16 protein-coding genes are annotated in these 16,500 nt (G+C 46.8%); 5 read left to right on the top strand and 11 right to left on the bottom strand.

The features are described from left to right. Positions 1 to 142: 142 nt before the first annotated feature. Together nagA and CSH92_RS15145 are read left to right on the top strand one after the other, a co-directional pair. On the top strand, positions 143 to 1,285 hold the full coding sequence (gene nagA, locus CSH92_RS15150; protein ID WP_100658491.1) for an N-acetylglucosamine-6-phosphate deacetylase: 1,143 nt from the start codon (positions 143 to 145) through the stop codon (positions 1,283 to 1,285). Between the two features lie 9 nt (positions 1,286 to 1,294). Next, positions 1,295 to 2,614 (top strand): sugar MFS transporter, encoded by a 1,320-nt coding sequence (locus tag CSH92_RS15145; protein WP_100658490.1) that lies wholly within the window; start codon positions 1,295 to 1,297, stop codon positions 2,612 to 2,614. 4 nt (positions 2,615 to 2,618) lie between these two features. Here CSH92_RS15145 and CSH92_RS15140 read toward each other — a convergent pair whose 3' ends face one another. The 4 genes from CSH92_RS15140 to CSH92_RS15125 form a co-directional block, all read right to left on the bottom strand. After that, positions 2,619 to 3,380 carry an ABC transporter permease gene (locus tag CSH92_RS15140; protein WP_100658489.1) on the bottom strand — a complete coding sequence of 254 codons (762 nt, stop codon included), beginning with the start codon at positions 3,378 to 3,380 and terminating at the stop codon, positions 2,619 to 2,621. Beyond that, positions 3,377 to 4,297 carry an ABC transporter ATP-binding protein gene (locus CSH92_RS15135; RefSeq protein WP_100658488.1) on the bottom strand — a complete coding sequence of 307 codons (921 nt, stop codon included), beginning with the start codon at positions 4,295 to 4,297 and terminating at the stop codon, positions 3,377 to 3,379. Before CSH92_RS15135 ends, CSH92_RS15140 begins: the two co-directional genes overlap by 4 nt. Positions 4,298 to 4,393: 96 nt before the next feature. After that, on the bottom strand, positions 4,394 to 5,422 hold the full coding sequence (locus tag CSH92_RS15130) for a M48 family metallopeptidase (RefSeq protein WP_100658487.1): 1,029 nt from the start codon (positions 5,420 to 5,422) through the stop codon (positions 4,394 to 4,396). Positions 5,423 to 5,425: 3 nt separating this feature from the next. Then, the gene (locus CSH92_RS15125) at positions 5,426 to 6,613 is read right to left on the bottom strand and encodes a YjgN family protein (protein ID WP_100658486.1); all 1,188 of its coding nucleotides are present in this window, start codon (positions 6,611 to 6,613) and stop codon (positions 5,426 to 5,428) included. Positions 6,614 to 6,861: 248 nt separating this feature from the next. Between CSH92_RS15125 and CSH92_RS15120 the strand changes: the two genes are divergently transcribed. After that, positions 6,862 to 7,581 carry a CPBP family intramembrane glutamic endopeptidase gene (locus CSH92_RS15120; RefSeq protein ID WP_100658485.1) on the top strand — a complete coding sequence of 240 codons (720 nt, stop codon included), beginning with the start codon at positions 6,862 to 6,864 and terminating at the stop codon, positions 7,579 to 7,581. Between the two features lie 57 nt (positions 7,582 to 7,638). Here the strand turns inward: CSH92_RS15120 and CSH92_RS15115 are convergent, their stop codons facing one another. The 5 genes from CSH92_RS15115 to proB all read right to left on the bottom strand — a co-directional run bounded on the left by CSH92_RS15115 (position 7,639) and on the right by proB (position 12,779). Beyond that, positions 7,639 to 8,376: a hypothetical protein gene (locus CSH92_RS15115; RefSeq protein ID WP_100658484.1), complete on the bottom strand. Its 738-nt coding sequence runs from the start codon at positions 8,374 to 8,376 to the stop codon at positions 7,639 to 7,641. 161 nt (positions 8,377 to 8,537) lie between these two features. After that, entirely contained in the window at positions 8,538 to 9,425 is an 888-nt protein-coding gene (locus tag CSH92_RS15110; RefSeq protein WP_240612834.1) for a DMT family transporter, read from the bottom strand. Continuing rightward, entirely contained in the window at positions 9,422 to 10,387 is a 966-nt protein-coding gene (locus tag CSH92_RS15105) for a D-2-hydroxyacid dehydrogenase (RefSeq protein WP_100658483.1), read from the bottom strand. Before CSH92_RS15105 ends, CSH92_RS15110 begins: the two co-directional genes overlap by 4 nt. 8 nt (positions 10,388 to 10,395) lie before the next feature. Next, entirely contained in the window at positions 10,396 to 11,658 is a 1,263-nt protein-coding gene (locus CSH92_RS15100; protein ID WP_100658482.1) for a glutamate-5-semialdehyde dehydrogenase, read from the bottom strand. 2 nt (positions 11,659 to 11,660) lie between these two features. After that, positions 11,661 to 12,779 (bottom strand): glutamate 5-kinase, encoded by a 1,119-nt coding sequence (proB, locus tag CSH92_RS15095; RefSeq protein WP_100658595.1) that lies wholly within the window; start codon positions 12,777 to 12,779, stop codon positions 11,661 to 11,663. 240 nt (positions 12,780 to 13,019) lie between these two features. Here proB and CSH92_RS17275 point away from each other — a divergent pair, with 240 nt between their 5' ends. Beyond that, entirely contained in the window at positions 13,020 to 13,373 is a 354-nt protein-coding gene (locus tag CSH92_RS17275; RefSeq protein ID WP_240612833.1) for a hypothetical protein, read from the top strand. Further along, positions 13,374 to 14,687 carry an ABC1 kinase family protein gene (locus tag CSH92_RS15085; RefSeq protein ID WP_100658481.1) on the top strand — a complete coding sequence of 438 codons (1,314 nt, stop codon included), beginning with the start codon at positions 13,374 to 13,376 and terminating at the stop codon, positions 14,685 to 14,687. A gap of 138 nt (positions 14,688 to 14,825) precedes the next feature. Here CSH92_RS15085 and CSH92_RS15080 read toward each other — a convergent pair whose 3' ends face one another. Both CSH92_RS15080 and CSH92_RS15075 read right to left on the bottom strand, forming a co-directional pair. Next, a complete protein-coding gene (locus CSH92_RS15080) occupies positions 14,826 to 15,128 on the bottom strand; it encodes a DUF6482 family protein (protein WP_100658480.1) in 303 nt (100 codons plus the stop codon). Between the two features lie 38 nt (positions 15,129 to 15,166). Then, complete coding sequence (locus CSH92_RS15075) at positions 15,167 to 16,378, bottom strand: sterol desaturase family protein (protein WP_100658479.1); 1,212 nt, start codon at positions 16,376 to 16,378, stop codon at positions 15,167 to 15,169. Positions 16,379 to 16,500: the final 122 nt, after the last annotated feature.

The raw sequence follows: 16,500 nt of genomic DNA, 5'->3' as shown, positions 1-16,500 counted from the left end.
CCTGCAGGTCGGTTACTGAAGATGACTCTAAAATCGGTGGGCCTTTCTGCTGTCCGTTTTATTCAGAATGAATTTATTCCAGATATTAATGTGATCTGCGGTAGTATTTGACAACATTCGTACTCCGTCCTGATGAAAACGCATGCAAGCACAAAGCTTTACAATTAATTGCCAACGGTTAATGACCCCCGACGGCTGGTTGGAAAACCAAGCGGTAACGGTGGAGCAAGGTGTTATTACTGCTATCAATGGCGCTGGAAGGGTCGATGCAGATTATTCCGTTACCCAACTAGTACCTGGTTTTATCGACCTGCAAGTCAATGGCGGCGGCGGTGTTTTGCTTAATCAGCAAACGACAGCCAGCGCAGTAAACACATTATTTGCAGCGCATCATGCTTTCGGCACGACCGGCATGCTACCAACATTGATAACAGATAGCGCTGAGACTATGCACGCTGCAGCAAAGGCAATTGTCGCGGCCCGTCAGAATAACCCAGACGCAATAATCGGCGTGCACTTTGAAGGCCCGTGGTTAAGTCAAGCTCGCAAGGGTGTGCATCCAAGTGAACATATCCGCCCACCAACAGCCGAAGAGTTAGAACTACTTTGCCAACCTGAACTTGGCCAAGTCATGGTTACCTTGGCGCCTGAAACTGTATCACCGTCGACCATAGCCAGCTTAGTTGCTGCAGGGGTTATCGTTTTTCTTGGGCATTCAGCAGCCAATGCCGAGCAAACCCAAGCCGCCTTAGACGCGGGCGCCACCGGATTTACCCACTTATTTAACGCGATGTCGCCCTTACAAACCCGTCAACCAGGCATGGTTGGTGTTGCGCTACAATCAAAAGAGTGTTTCGCAGGATTGATAGTGGATGGGCATCACGTTGACCCTATCTGCTGCACTATCGCACTCAAGTGCTTGGGTCCTGAGCGTATATGTCTAGTAACCGACGCGATGGCGTTAGCTGCCAGTGACGAGACCGAGATGCCCTTCTTTGCAACCACAATTAGCAAAGCCAACAATAAACTGACTACACCTGATGGCACTCTTGCAGGTTCATGTTTGACCATGATTGATGCTGTCCGCAACCTTGTGGATCAGTGTCAGGTTACACTATTTGATGCGATTACTATGGCCTCATCAACTCCCGCTAAAGCCCTTGGTATAGAGCAACAACGCGGCAGTATTGCGGTAGGCATGCGCGCTGATCTTGTAGCCCTTGATGCTGAGCTTAATATTCAAACCGTCTTTTTGGGTGGCGTCGCACGTCAACCAGAGCGCTAGGAGAAACCCATGACAGTAAAAACCCTACCGGTAACTAAAACACAAAGCGCATTAGTCCCAATGCTGATTATTGGCGGTTTATTTTTTATCTTCGGATTTATCACTTGGTTAAATGGTGCATTAATACCCTTTCTGCAAATCGTCTGTGATCTAACTGAAACCCAAGCACTATTAGTCGCGTTCTCTTTTTACATTGCCTACACCGTAATGGCGCTACCCATGTCTTGGGTGCTCGATAAAACCGGCTACAAGTGGGCAATGGTGATTGGTTTGCTGATCATTGCAGTAGGTTGCATTTTATTTATCCCAGCGGCTTATTCACAAACCTTCGCCGTGTTTTTAATTGCGCAATTTATTGTTGGCTCAGGCCTTACCATTCTGCAGACTGCGTCCAACCCCTATATTGTTAAAATCGGTCCGCATGAAACTGCGGCGGTGCGCATTTCGGTGATGGGATTTTTAAATAAGGCCGCCGGTTTTATCGCACCAATCGTGTTTACCGCGTTAGTACTCGGTGAATTTGCTGGCGTAACCGCGCAATCGGTAGCGCAACTCAGTGACGTTGCCCGAGCAGAAAAAGTTACTCAGTTAGCTAATGGCCTAGTCATGCCGTACTTGGGCATGGCAGTTGTGTTGGTGATTTTAGCGGGTGCGTTAAAGCTATCCTCGTTACCTGAATTAGATTTATCTACAGAATCCCAAGATAGCACTCAACAACAATCGTTGTTTGCCCACCCGCAATTAATTTTGGGTGCGTTAACCTTATTTGTGTACGTTGGAGTCGAAGTGATTGCCGGTGACACTATTGGCCTATTTGGTTCGCAATTAGGGGTTGCCAATGCCACTGCGTTAACCAGCTATACTATGGCATTTATGGTGTTAGGTTATGTTATTGGGTTACTGGTCATTCCGCGGTTTATTTCCCAATCACAAGCACTGGCAATGTCAGCATGGTTTGGATTGGTCTTGTCGGTGTTAGTGGTATTTTCGTCGCCCGACTCAACCTTGGTCGCCGATACTCTTTGGGGCTGGTTAGGTATCGCGAGCGTACCTGATACCATCGCCTACATCGCTTTACTCGGACTGGCGAACGCTCTCGTATGGCCCGCCGTTTGGCCATTGGCATTGGCAGAACTCGGTAACCTGACAGCGCGCGGTTCAGCATTGTTGATTATGGGTATCGCAGGCGGCGCAATCTTACCATTAGCCTATGGGGTAATTGCTGAAAGCAGCAATAGTCAAAGTGCGTATTGGATGCTATTACCTTGTTACGCATTTATTGCGTACTACGCACACGCAGGTCATCGTTTGCGCCAGTGGGGCAGTTAATCAATCAATACTGCCCAATCAAATTTCGCCGTTTAACCATTCGCTCAAGCAAGCGAAAAACTTGCCAACCAGCAGCTAAATAAAGCGCTGAGTTAAGGGCAACAATACCAACATACAATCCATTCGCGGGAAGTTGTTCAAGCACGACTTCTCGCGCTAATGATGCGCCCGCCACAAAGGGCAAAAACGTAAACACATTGAGCGGTAATCCATCGAGCGCGACCAAACCCATTAAACCGATGGTCAACAACGCTCCCAAAGTTTCGACTTTTTTAAACACCAGAGCAAAGCCACTGATGATTAAACCTAAGCCAATTAAGGAAGGTGCAGCTAAGAACAAAATCGCAAAGAAATACAAAAAATTAATGTCTAGCCAGTTCCCGGTTAGCCACATAGTGATGTACGCCATGCCGATTAACATAATGATGCCAGTCAATAGTTCCGCGACCGAGCGACTAAGCAGCAAGCGTACAATCCCTTGCGGACAAAGAAATAGCTGTTCAATGTAACCCCGCTGAGTATCTTCGATGATGCTTTTAGTGACTGAACTGTAGGCGCTGGTCGCGAATGACCAGAGTAAAAAGCCAAACAGTAATCCATCCAATGATTGATTGTCACCTTGCTCGACTACAAAGCCCTTGACCCCATAAAACAGGCCTAAGAAGACCGCGATCACGAACAACAAACCACTCACTGTTTCAAACCAGTATTGCTTCATTTCCATGACTTGTAATCGAAGCTCATTGTAGATCAGATTTAACGTCATCCGCGTTGCTCCCGCACCAGCGCTTGATAGGCTTGTTCTATGGATAGTGGCTGAACTTGATAATCGTGCACGACTAACTGTTTTTCATAGAGATAAGCTGCCGTTGCAAAGCTTTGTTCCGGCTGTTCAAATAAGACCTGTATCTCATTATCGCAAAAGTTTAACTCAAAGCGGCCTTGCCAAAGCGACTCGAAGATTTTTTGTTCGGGTAAACTGTCCCCTGACAGGGTTAGCTGATAGTTGAATAATCGTGACTTCAAGGCATGTATATCGCCATCAAATATCAAACGCCCGTGCTCCAAAACCAGCACGCGATCGCACAAAGTATCAATAAAACCCAAATCATGACTAGTGATCAAAAACGCTTGCTGCTTTACTTTGGCTTGCTGAAGGATGATATTTTTGAGTTCCTCAACAGTACTAAAATCAAGCCCTAGAGTAGGTTCATCCAATAACACATAGTCAGGCTGATAACTCAGCGCACATAGCAAAGCGGCCTTTTGCTTATTCCCCGTAGATAGCTTCATCACCTCTTTATTGCCATGAACATCTAAACCCAACTGGGTATGCAACCGATCGATGGTTGCGCGCACGGTGGGCCCTGAAAAGCCACGTAGCCGAGCAAAATATTCGGCGTTTTGTTTCGCGGTTAACCGCCAATTGCAGTTGCGACTTCCCCCCAATACGGCGCCAACATGACGCAAGAAGCCTGTTGAGGTTTGGGTAGATAATTGATTGATTAAAATGTCACCTGAATCCCACTCCAACAGCCGACATATCGCATTAATCGTAGTGGTTTTACCGGATCCGTTGGCACCTAACAGCGCGACAATCTCTCCGGGACGCAAGCTGAAAGAAACATCATCTAAGGCGTGTTGTTCACCATAGCGTTTACTCAATTGTTGCACGTCTAACATGCTACAGACTTTCCTTGTGGCTAAAATTTGTAGACCTAGAGTCGCTATTAAACTGATCAACAGACCGCAAACGAAGTATTTCTTTGTTACCGATTGTTACTGCGCCTCTTGACTCCGGTTTCGACTGGAATAGCTCTCCGCATTTTTAATTCGCGAATCAATCAGCGGATGGGATTGAAACCATTGATTTTGGTCTGAATGATTGGGTATTAGTTCTGCGAGCTTCTGCATTGCCTGCGCAAAATCATCGGTATTCCTGCCAGATAGTAAGAGTTGCTCAAGTGCAAAGTTGTCAGCTTGCCATTCATGTTGTTGGGAAAATTGGTTATGCACAATGGTTGAACCAATCCCCATGAATGATTCAATTGCCCCACTTAAATCGCCGAAAAAATAACTGATTGCCAGGGTTGCAAACAATGATTCGGCTACCAGTTGCATCGAATGGTTTTGCACCACGTGCCCTATTTCATGCAGTAAAATAGCGTCTAACAGTTGCTGATCAGCCTCCACAAGGTTGACCAATTGATCGGTGAAAACAATGGTTCCATCAGGCAGCGCAAATGCGTTCGGGCCGAACACCTCAGAAGACCGGAATTGGATATTAAATTGTATATTTGGCGCGATAAAATCAGTAATCACTGACTCAAACCCCATGCGCAATGATGCTTGCTGCTCGGCCGACAATTCTGTCGCGTCAAGAACTGCGTAATCTAAAGCAGCGAGCGTCTGTTGTGATGCCTCTTGCTTGATGGATTGCGGTACATAGTCGGCTAGGGCAACCGCGGCATAAGGAATGGCGTGGACAAATAACCCATAAAGTAGCAACGGAACAAACACAATACTCGCAAGTAACCACCGAGTGTTGCTTTCCATGTTAGCGAGTAGCGAACCTTTATCGGCAAATAACCAAGAATCAAGTTCAGTTTGCGCAGGGCAAACCAGAAGAGTTCCGTCTGTGAAAGCAATTTCCCTAGGGAGGTTCCCTAACTTAGGCTTGACCGAAATGTCACTTTTATCAACCGGATTATCAAGGGTGCTCACAACGAGCTGCGAGTCATCATTAACATAACAAGTAACTGAGAGCGCAACCACGCCCCCAGGTTCATACAGCTTGCCTTCTATCACGGATTAACCCAGCGCGACATCAACATCAAATAAGGTAGCTGCCTCTTCCGCGGTGGCTCCCACAGAGCCTTGTTCTCCAGCTGCCACACTTTCTAAGCCACTCATCACCGTTACCGAGGTAGCAGCTGAAAAGAATCGCGCGTTTCTGATCTTAACCCAAGGGATTGCTAAGCCTAAAGAACAGACAATAGCTAACACATTAATAGTCCGTAGCATAACCAAATCCATTGTTGCTACCGTCGATGTAAACTTTGCCACACCTGGGATTTGAGTTGATGCGAACAAATGGTTACGAATTCTTGCCGTATAAAAGCTTGAAGAAACAGCATACGCAATTAGATAAATCGCCATTAAGCCAATGGTCGCAAAACTAACACCTTGTGCTGCCGGATCGGGAGCCAATGAAATACCAAACATGAAAATCCCGATAATAAAAATGCCTATCGCGATGAACGCTGCCCCAAGCGCTGCGGCATAATACTCGCCAGTGTCTAAGTTCGATTCGAATTGGCGATCGCCCAGTGTCATTTCGTTAACTAAAAACTGGTCAATCTTTTTGAGTACCCAGGGCATCATCAAGTGCAAGGTAAATACGCTCGCAATTGGCAACAATACGAACAAAACAAAGGCCCGTCCGTAACTTCCTCTAAAACCTAGGCGGACATTTCGGTAGCCGGTCATTTTCAAATTAAAACGCAGACTTAATACCACCAGCAAAGGCGTAAAACCTAACATAACAAAAACCAGCAAAGCGCCCAATGCTGGATTCATCGAACTGACTAAGAAGTAAGCGGCGAACAACACAATTGCAATAATCCGCCCTTTTAAAATTTGCAATGGCTCGGCCAGATAGGAAAAACGATGACCATCTATCTCAGTGTTGCCGTAAAAATAGCGATTGGTTCGAACCTTAGCCCAGGCTGAGTAAATCCCTAAGGTAACAATGGTCAGTAAAAGGTTAACCATCCAAATGGAAAAAAACTCTCTCGTATTGCCATGAAACAGCACTCCAACTTTGCGCACTTCTGTGGCGTTAGATGCTGACGTTTCGCTGTTCTCTTGGCTGAGCAAGGCTTCGATTCGCTGATCTAATTCTGCGGCTCGTGCGGGGTACGCTGTTTCATCGATGGTGCGGCGAGCTTGTTGTAATTCGTATAACGAATAGGTGGAATAATCGATAGTAGATTCCATAAATCCTCTAGTCTGTTGTTGCTTCCTTGGTCCATGCGCATCTGCGCCACTCAAAGATACTGAAATGTCCACATGTCAGCAAGCAATTTGACAACTTAGATTAGGTGCAGCGGCAGCAGCAACAACTGCTACGATGGTTGCTGTTTATCGGTGTCTTTAACATTTGGAAACATAAATATTATCGTGTTCAAAAGGTTAGCTACGTATGATCTAGCAAAGGTCTCGGAAATGAATGTTGCTATAGCAAGATGCCAAATGCCAATATCCAACCGCATATACACTTAATCATCAGAATTGTTTTAGTCACACTCTGTGCACAGCTACTGCCGCTTATTGCAATGACAGCCATGCAAGGTCAATCGGTGACTGGCATACTACTGCCCAGTACGTTATTCATTCTTGTGTTGACTACCCCTGCAGTAATCGTCGGTACTCTGCTGGGTCCCAAATTCAATCTTGGGCTGTTTAACCAAGACGCTATTGAAGCGCGCAGAAGAGGGCTTATTTTTGCGCTTATTGTTGGCGTTTTATTGGGTGCAGCGTTACTTACATTACGTCACTTCGTTGCCGACCAATTACCCGATAGTATTCCCGCCTATGGTTTTCGTGGCGTTTTAGGTGGTTTTTTGGTCTCGGTTTCCGCGTCGATTGGCGAAGAGGTTTGGTTTCGATTTGGATTAATGACCCTCATGCTTTGGTTCGTTGCGAAGTTACAACGTCAAGACCGCCCTTCTCCACTTGCTGCGATGCTAGTTATCACTATTGTCGCCTTCGCTTTTGGATTGGCTCATATACCCCAACTAGTGTCATATTCCGCAGCCAATGTGTTTGCTGTTTGGGCTACGATTTTGGGTAATGTTGCTGTAGGTGTTTTGTATGGCTGGTGTTACTGGCGACATGGCTTAATAAGCGCGATTGTCGCCCATTTCAGCCTCGATATCGTACTTCACATGTTACCGGCATTGTAATCCAAGCAGTAGGTAATTGGGCAATCTGTTCCCATTGATTGCCCAATGATGAAGATTCTACGCCCTTCTGATGCGCAGCAATCCCAACAGAGTTATGGCCATCAAACCCAATGAGAGCGGCTCCGAAACAGAGGTGGATGGAGGTGGAGGAGTTCCAGGTAAGGCTTCAACATTAAATGTCAGCGTGTAGAAAATACCTTCTACGCATTCCGCTACCAAGCCAATTCCGTCAGATGAAGGAGTATATGTTTGAGCACAAGTTCCAGTAGCATCCAACAAGCTCGAGTAAATTCCTTCCATAACATTCAAAGCGGGCGATGATGCCGTTTGGCTTGCTTCACCAAACTGAGTTCCCTCAAGTCCAGAGATGGTAAAAATTTCAGGCGTAGGAGAACTCTCTTCGAAATACCATGTGGCCGCCGTAGGACCAAATGTATTTTGCTGTAAATAGCCCTGCTGCGGAGGAAACGTAAATGGGATACCTGGCAGATTGGTTCCCCATAAAATGCTTGCTCCGACCAGCTTAAATCCAGCAGCAATTTCCACGGTAAATACATCAGCATTGTCTTGTGGGCCGAATACCGACCCATAAAAAAGATTGGTACCTTCCAATAATTCAAATACTGCCACATCGGCGAGGCCGCCTATCGTATCGTAGTCACCTGCAGGTAACCCATCTTGTGCAGTCACTGTCGATTCATCAAAGATGCCAGTGTATGGAATGCTAATTAACGCAGCATTAGAGTGATTTACAAAACATAACGCGAGAAAAAAAGTGATTGTTCTAAGGTTCATTGATTGCTGCCTATAGTGATCATCCTTAAAATGCAGCAAGAACCACACCGTAAAATTAAAGACCAACGAAAACAGCGTGTTAATAATGCGGGTAAAAAGTATGAGGAACAAGTTGTAAAAAAAGCTGACAACATTAGGCTCGTTTTCAGCAAATATCTAGATCAAGAAATACGCAGCCAGTGATTCAACTTGCCCATGGCAATAGCATTGCCAATTAACACCAGTATCACTCCACAAGCAGCAATGAGGGTCCATTGATAACCCTCAAACAATGTCGACAAACCTAGTGCCACGATGGGATACACGAGAACCACGTAGGTCGATTTATCTGACCCCATCCGCTGCAATAATTTCATGTAAGCGCCGAAGGCTAAAACAGAGCCGAATAGTGCAAGGTAGAGCAGTGCCCAATAAAAACTCGGTTCACTTGGCAATGCATATGAGGCAGAGGTTAAAAATCCAAAACCATAGATAAAGATCAAGCCATATCCCATAGCGTAAAAGTTCATCTGTAGAACAGGGGTTCCCTCGTCTAAGATACTTTCTGAAATGATGTTACCAATCGCTGCACATACAAAGCTGATCAGCGCAAAAATGAAGCCTGCTGCTAATCCTTGTTGCAATGACATCTTGTCAAATTCAGGAGCAAATATCATCGCTATACCCAGCAGTCCTAGGGTTGCCCCAATGATTACCTCTACCCGCAAAGGTTTCTTAAGTAGCACCCGGCGAAACAATACGGTGAAGTAGATTACACTCGAGCTCAACACCGCTAACAGTGCACTGACTATATATTGTTGCGCCGCATACAAGAAAGAATAATCAAGGGTGTATAAAAACAGACCTACCAAGGCGGCTTTTAAATGACTGGGCGCAGACATTCGAAAGCTACGCCGCTGCAGCAAAATCCAAACACCCAATACAATAACAGCAAGAGTAAAGCGCCAAGCAACAGCGACTACGGGGTCGACTTCACCCACTTGAAATGTAATCGCTATCCAGGTTGAGCCCCAAATAAACACGCAGGCGATGAACAGTAGTGCATTCACGCGTTTCGACCCGCAATGTAGTCACTCACATGCTGGAGTACCGCATCCAACAATCGCTGGCGCGATTCACGCGCAGCCCAAGCGATGTGCGGAGTAATAATCAGATTTGCTGGCGTTTTCTGCAATAAGCAATGGGTCGACGGTGGCGGCTCGGTACTCAGTACATCTAACGCAGCACCCGCAATTTGCTTACTCGTTAGCGCGTCGAGCAAAGCCGCTTCGTCTATCAAGCCACCCCGCGCCGTATTTATGAAGTATGCCGTCGGTTTCATTAAGTTTAACCGTTGCGCATTGATCAAGGTTTCAGTCTGGGCCGATAAAGCACAATGCAAACTGACAAAATCCGCTGCTTGCAGGCCTTCATCTAAACTTACCCGTGGCTGCGCATATTCTGCGGCATCAACGCCTGGACGACGAGCAATGACTACCTGCATACCGAAGGCTTCTGCCAACTTCGCCACCGCTTTACCCAGAGTTCCATAGCCCACAATGAGTAGTGTTTTACCGCACAATTCAACAATCGGGTAATCCAACAAGCAGAAATGCTCTGCCTTTGACCACGAGCCGCGCTTTACCGCACGCGCGTAATTACCAATAGAAGTGGCTAGGGTTAACATAAGTAACAGGGTATGTTGTGCAACGCTCGCTGTACCGTAATCAGCAACGTTGCGCACTGTTATCCCACGTTTACAGCAGGCCTCATGATCAACATTATTAGTACCAGTTGCCATCACCCCCACATATTCTAGGTGAGTAGCATGAGCAATTGCAGCAGCATCAAGTACTACTTTATTGGTCAGTACAAGGTGTGCTTTAGCGATCCGCTCAGCGGTCTGCTCAGCTTGTGTACTGGCGTATATCTGCCAATCAACTGCGGCGCTTTGTTGTAGTTCCGACGTATCCAATGATCCAGGATCGATGGAATCCATATCTAAGATCACGCCCCGCAACAATTCGGTCATAGCGCCACCTATTGCCGAATAGTGCCATCGCCGATAACCACAAATTTTTCTGTAGTCAGGCTTTCTGCACCCATTGGTCCGTAGGCATGTAATTTACTGGTTGAGATGCCGATTTCAGCTCCAAGGCCTAGCTCGCCGCCATCCGAAAAACGCGAACTCGCGTTAACCATCACTACCGCTGAATCTATAGTGCGAATGAATTTTTGCGCAGTACTGAAGTGCTCGGTTGCAATAACTTCGGTATGACCTGAACCATACTGCCGTATATGAGACACGGCTTCAGGCAAACCGCTAACCACCTTGATTGCAATCTCAAGGGCTAAATATTCTGCGTGCCAATCGGCTTCTGTCGCCGCCAATGCATCACTAAAGAAGGCGATGGATTGCTCACAGGCATGAATTTTCACGCCGTGCTTTGCCAACATTTCTGCCGCCATAGGTAAAAATTGGTCAGCAATCGCCGCGTCGACTAATAAGGTTTCTAATGCATTGCATACGCCCACCCGCTGCGTTTTACCATTCTCCAAAAGTTTTAGCGCTTTATCTAAATCAGCATGGGCCTCGACAAACAAATGACAAACGCCATTAAAGTGCTGGATAACCGGGATCTGGCTGTTCTCAGACACAAAACGGATAAGCCCTTCGCCACCACGCGGAATAACCAAATCAATATCATCACTTAAGGTCAGCAATGTATTCATAATGCTACGGTCAGGATCTGGGATCACGGTTACCGCACTCACACTCAGTTGGTGCAGTTTCAGCGCTGCATGAAAACATTCTGCTAACGCAAGGTTGGAGTGCAAGGCTTCTTTACCGCCACGCAGAATAACGCTATTGCCCGCTTTAAAGCAAAGGGCAGCAGCATCGATAGTGACGTTCGGTCGCGATTCGTAAATCATCGCAATAACGCCTAAAGGAATACGCATTTTAGCAACCTGAATACCACTGGGCATGGTTTGCGACGCACTCATACTACCCACAGGGTCGGGTTGTGCAGCGATAGTCTCAACCGCCTGTGCCAACGCCTCAATTCGAGCATCGTCGAGGCGCAGACGATCAACCATTGCTGCACTGAGTTGGTTGCTTTCAGCGAGGGCTAAATCTTGTGCATTTGCCGCCAAAATTGCTGCACAGCGAGTACGCAATTCGCTCGCAACACTATTCAAAACCGCTTGTTTTTCTGCGTGACCAAGCAATGCAATAGCTGGAGCAGCGCGCGTAGCTTCTTGCGCGGCCTGCTGGATAGAAAAGCTAGAGGTGGTAGTCATGCCTATTCCTTATCTTCTGTTTGATCCACAATGACAAGATCATCTTTGTGCACTGCTACATTCCCGTAGGTATAGCCTAAAACCGCTTCGATCTGACGACTTTGCAAGCCTTTAATGATATTTAGGTCTTGGCTGGAATATAAAGATAGTCCTTTCGCGATAACACCGGCATCGCCAGCAATTTCGATGAGATCACCACCGGTAAAGTGCCCTTCAACCTGAGAAATACCACTTGGCAGTAACGACGCGTTGCGTTCTATTAGCGCCTTGCGCGCGCCTTCATCGATAGTGATTTTACCACGCGCTTTGAGTGAATGTTTAAGCCATTGGGTACGTGCTCGACTCGTAGACTGCACCGGCTCAAACAAGGTTCCGGGACACTGACCATTGAGCAAGCTATCAAACACATCGCCTTTACGGCCGTTGACAATCAGTGTTTGAATACCGCTTTGCGTGCACTTTTGCGCAGCTTCAATTTTGGTTTTCATTCCGCCAGTGCCTAAGCGTGTGCCAGCGCCACCCGCAAGTTGCTCGATGGTGCTGTCGATTACGGATACGCGGGGAATAAGCGACGCATTGGGATCTTTGCGCGGATCTGCGGTAAATAAACCGTCAATGTCTGAGCACATGATCAAAGTATCTGCTTGTGCGACCAACGCGGTATAGGCTGCCAGATTGTCATTATCACCGACTTTGATTTCGTTCGTCGCCACTGAGTCGTTTTCATTCACGATGGGCAAAGCTTCATGCTTAAGTAGCTCGCGTAGGGTATTTTGCACATTGACAAAGCGCGCACGGTCACTCAAATCATCTGCGGTCAGCAGAATTTGAGCGCATGGCACATCAAAGAAGCGCGCCCAGTTTGCCATCATCTGGGTTTGCCCAATTGCTGCCATGGCTTGCTTTTCCGCAATGCTTGGGGAGTGCTTAACGGGCACTGAACGGCGCCCAGCTGCAACACTGCCAGATGAAACAATAATGACCTGTTTACCTTGTTCCCGACTTGCGCTAATAAAACGCGCCAAGGGTAACAAATATTGTGCGCTGCACTGCTCACCATCAGGCGCAACCAATGCACTACCAACTTTTATCACCGCCCGTTGCCACTGAAACGCACTCACCCGCTGACTCCCAGTTACCCGAAAAACCTTGAGAATACGAGAAATGTGTGAATACACAAGAATAAACATCGGCTTATTTAAGCCATTTGGCTATCGCTTATATCGAATCGCCGCGTCGCGGCTCAGAACCATCTAAGCAAAACATGCGACTAAAGTCGCGACGCGCTTTAGGTGAGCCATGTTGACCTGGTCCCATTTAATCGCGATGATAACAATACTTTATCGACAGGTTATTTCAGCATGCGCGAGCAAAGACAGAAGCAGAAAGCGTTAAAGCAAGCCAAAGCGGCTGAGACTGAGCCTCACAAAGCCGATGCAGAACAAACAAACGACGCAGTTGCCCACTCGTTTGCGAACCCACAAAACATTCTTTGGGTAATTCTGGCCGGCGGTATGGCGCTGACAGTGCTTGGCGCACAGTTTTTGCCTGGCGTAGTCGCCAATGACTCTATTACTTCGGTTTATAGCGCAATGTTGTGGGTTGGAATTTTTGGTGCAACACTGGCCCGCTATGTAGGCAAGAACGGCTGGTTAGGCTTTGCCATAGGCAGTGGTATTGGCGTGATACTGAATATTGCAGCGGGCATCGTTTAAATGGCCAAGAAGGATCGTTCAGTTCCCACCGGGCGGTTGACCCGTTTTGGCATGTTAGGCTCTTTGGCCACCCGTGTCGCTGGTAACATGTTGTCGCAAGGTGCTAGTCAGATGCTAAAAGGAGAACGGCCTGCACTAAAAGACCTGTTGTTGACGCCACAGAATGTTGGTCGGATTGCTGACCAATTAGCCAGTATGCGTGGCGCTGCTATGAAGGTTGGCCAATTGTTGTCAATGGATGCGGGCGATATTTTACCTGAACCGCTTGCCGATATTCTTGCCCGTCTGCGTAGCGACGCCGACCCTATGCCCAAAGCCCAAGTCAACGAAGTGCTTACACAAGCACTCGGCGAAGACTGGGCTGATCACTTTTTGTATTTCAGTTATGCACCCATCGCAGCGGCTTCGATAGGGCAGGTTCACAAAGCCATTTTGCCCAATGGTGAAACTCTAGCGCTCAAAATCCAGTACCCCGGGGTAAAAGACAGCATAAACAGTGATGTCGATAACGTCGCCACCCTCCTCTCAATCACAGGCCTATTACCCAAAGGGGTAGACTTCTCGCCGTTGCTTGAAGAAGCCAAACGACAATTGCATAGTGAAGCAGACTATTTGCAAGAAGCGAAAATGCTCAAGGCCTATAGTGACTTCCTAGTAGACGACAAGCGCTTCGCCATTCCTGCGGTTTATGATGAGTTTACCCATGAGACTGTTTTGGCAATGAGCTTTATGAAGAGCGAGCCCATCGAATCATTACAATCCGCGGACCAAACCACCCGCGATACAATGGCTGCTGCGCTGTTTGAATTGTTCTTTGACGAAACGTTTGGTTTTCATCTTATCCAAACAGATCCGAATTTTGCAAACTACCGCTTTGATGCTGAAAACCAAAAAATCGTTTTACTTGATTTCGGTGCAACTCGCGAGTACCCCAAAGACTTTATCGCTTTATATCGCGAGTTAATGTCAGGCGTATTTGACGACGATCGCGAGCGTGTAAAGCAAGCCACTTTGAATATCGGCCTTATGAGTCGAACGCTGGAAGCCGAGTTACAGGAGTTTATTGTGGATATGTGCTTTGACGCCTGCGAACCGCTGACACATGCAGGCATCTATGATTTCGGTCAAACAGATTTAGGTAAACGCCTGCATGAGAAGGGAATGAGTTTAAGCAATAATGACGCATTTTGGCATGTCCCACCGGCCAATTCGGTTTTTTTGCACCGCAAATTAGGTGGCATTTTCTTACTCGCCTGCAACTTAAAAGCACGGATTAATTTGCGTGAAATAGCGGCTTCTCACGTTACAACATAGCCTTTCTTTGAGCTATAAGTAGTGTGCCCTTGGAGATATTTTTAAATTTGTCTAAGCGCTACAGATAAATCAGTAAAAGTTGTAAGCACTTACATACCTCAAAACCATATACGCTTGAACTCTTACATTAGAACGGTACTAATACGGTAATGCCATAGAAAACGGAAGCGCCATTTTCTCGCTCGCTTTGGGTGGATTTCCAATCATCTCATCGTAGGGAGTATCGTGCACCATAATCGCCTGCTTAACATCAAACTCGGCGAACAACTCTCGGATCTGTTGGGTGCTGTAGAAGCGCATAGGTTTGTCTTTATCGTCATACACCATGCCGCTGTTGGAGCCGACATTCAGCTGTACAAGATAAACATTCATCTCAAATGAATGCACTTCCAATAGGTCAATAACCGGATAGTTTGATAAAGCATTAAATGGAAACTTCATACGCAAAACAACAATACACCAACATAGTCGTCATTACGCTAGTTATTCGGGATTGGATCGGCTCGATTAAACAGTGCCCATCCAGCACTGACTAAGGCAAAACCAATAATTGACCAAAGCGCCCAGGTTGCTAGTGGAACAACAGCAATAAACACACCTATAGCCAACCACTTCACCGTCTCAGCTTTGGCAAACCAAGGCTTCGCTTCAATCAATGCGCCCTGAGCGACCAACAGGCAAGCTAAGGCAGTACACGCTATGAGTTGTTGTCCCAACAGCATTTGTTCGATACCGAGTAAAATAACCACGGTCAAAAATAGGCTAAAGCCTAGTTGCAGCGCTGCGTAGCCTTTTGCGTGCGCTGAAAGTTCAATATCAAATTTTTTAAAGTTGTCAGGGCTGAAGCGTTGCTTAGGTGGCAATGTGGCTAACACGTCTTGCGGACGCCAGCCCGTGCGGCCAAACCAAACCCGCCACTTATCGCTCCATCGAGCCGTCTGCCAACTATCGCGAATAAGTTGCTGGTAATGATGCCAGTTCGCAAATAAAGGCGACCAACTATGCAATGCTGAACGGATCCCGTAAACCGGAGGGTCGTCTTTTAATTCAGGCTGAAATGTCCCAAACAGACGATCCCAAAGAATGAATACACCACCATAATTCCGATCAATATACCGATCATTCTGGGCATGATGGACGCGGTGATTAGACGGTGTAACCAGTATCCGGTCTAGTACCCCCAACTCACCAACATGGCGTGTGTGCACCCAAAATTGATAGACCAAATTGAGCGCTGCAATTGTAGCCAACATTTCAAACGGAATACCCAAAAACGCCATTGGAATAAAGAATATCCAATTCAAAATAGAGCCGCTGGTCTGGCGCAATGCAGTGGTTAAATTATATTCTTCGCTACTATGGTGAACGACATGTGCCGCCCATAAAATACTCACTTCATGCCCGAGGCGATGATTCCAGTAATACAAGAAATCATAGATAACAAATGCCAGTAGCCAGTAGTGCCAACCGTCTGGCCAAGAAAAAAGTGCCATTTGCTCGGCGAGTAACGCGTACACACTCAACGGAATGAGGGTTTTTATGATGGTCGCCACCCGACTCAACATACCAATACTCAAACTGGCAATAGCGTCATTTAATCGGTAATAGCCGGTTTTACGGGAATAATCGAAGGCCAGCTCCAATGCCATTAGAATGAAGAAACCTGGGATGGCGTAAAGTATGACTGTCATAACATTTGAACATCATTAATCTTCCAACATCCTAAACCAAGTGGATCACTAAAACAAAACAATGTGATGAACCAACCGACTTCGCTCGCTGGATAAAAGTGAACTAAAGTTATTGTTAGGAC

This window comes from Neoalteromonas flava, assembly GCF_002807685.1.
In the GTDB taxonomy this organism is placed as follows: domain Bacteria; phylum Pseudomonadota; class Gammaproteobacteria; order Enterobacterales; family Alteromonadaceae; genus Alteromonas_E; species Alteromonas_E flava.
Note: the sequence above shows the minus strand (reverse complement) of the source record. Positions and strands in the feature narration are given on the sequence as shown.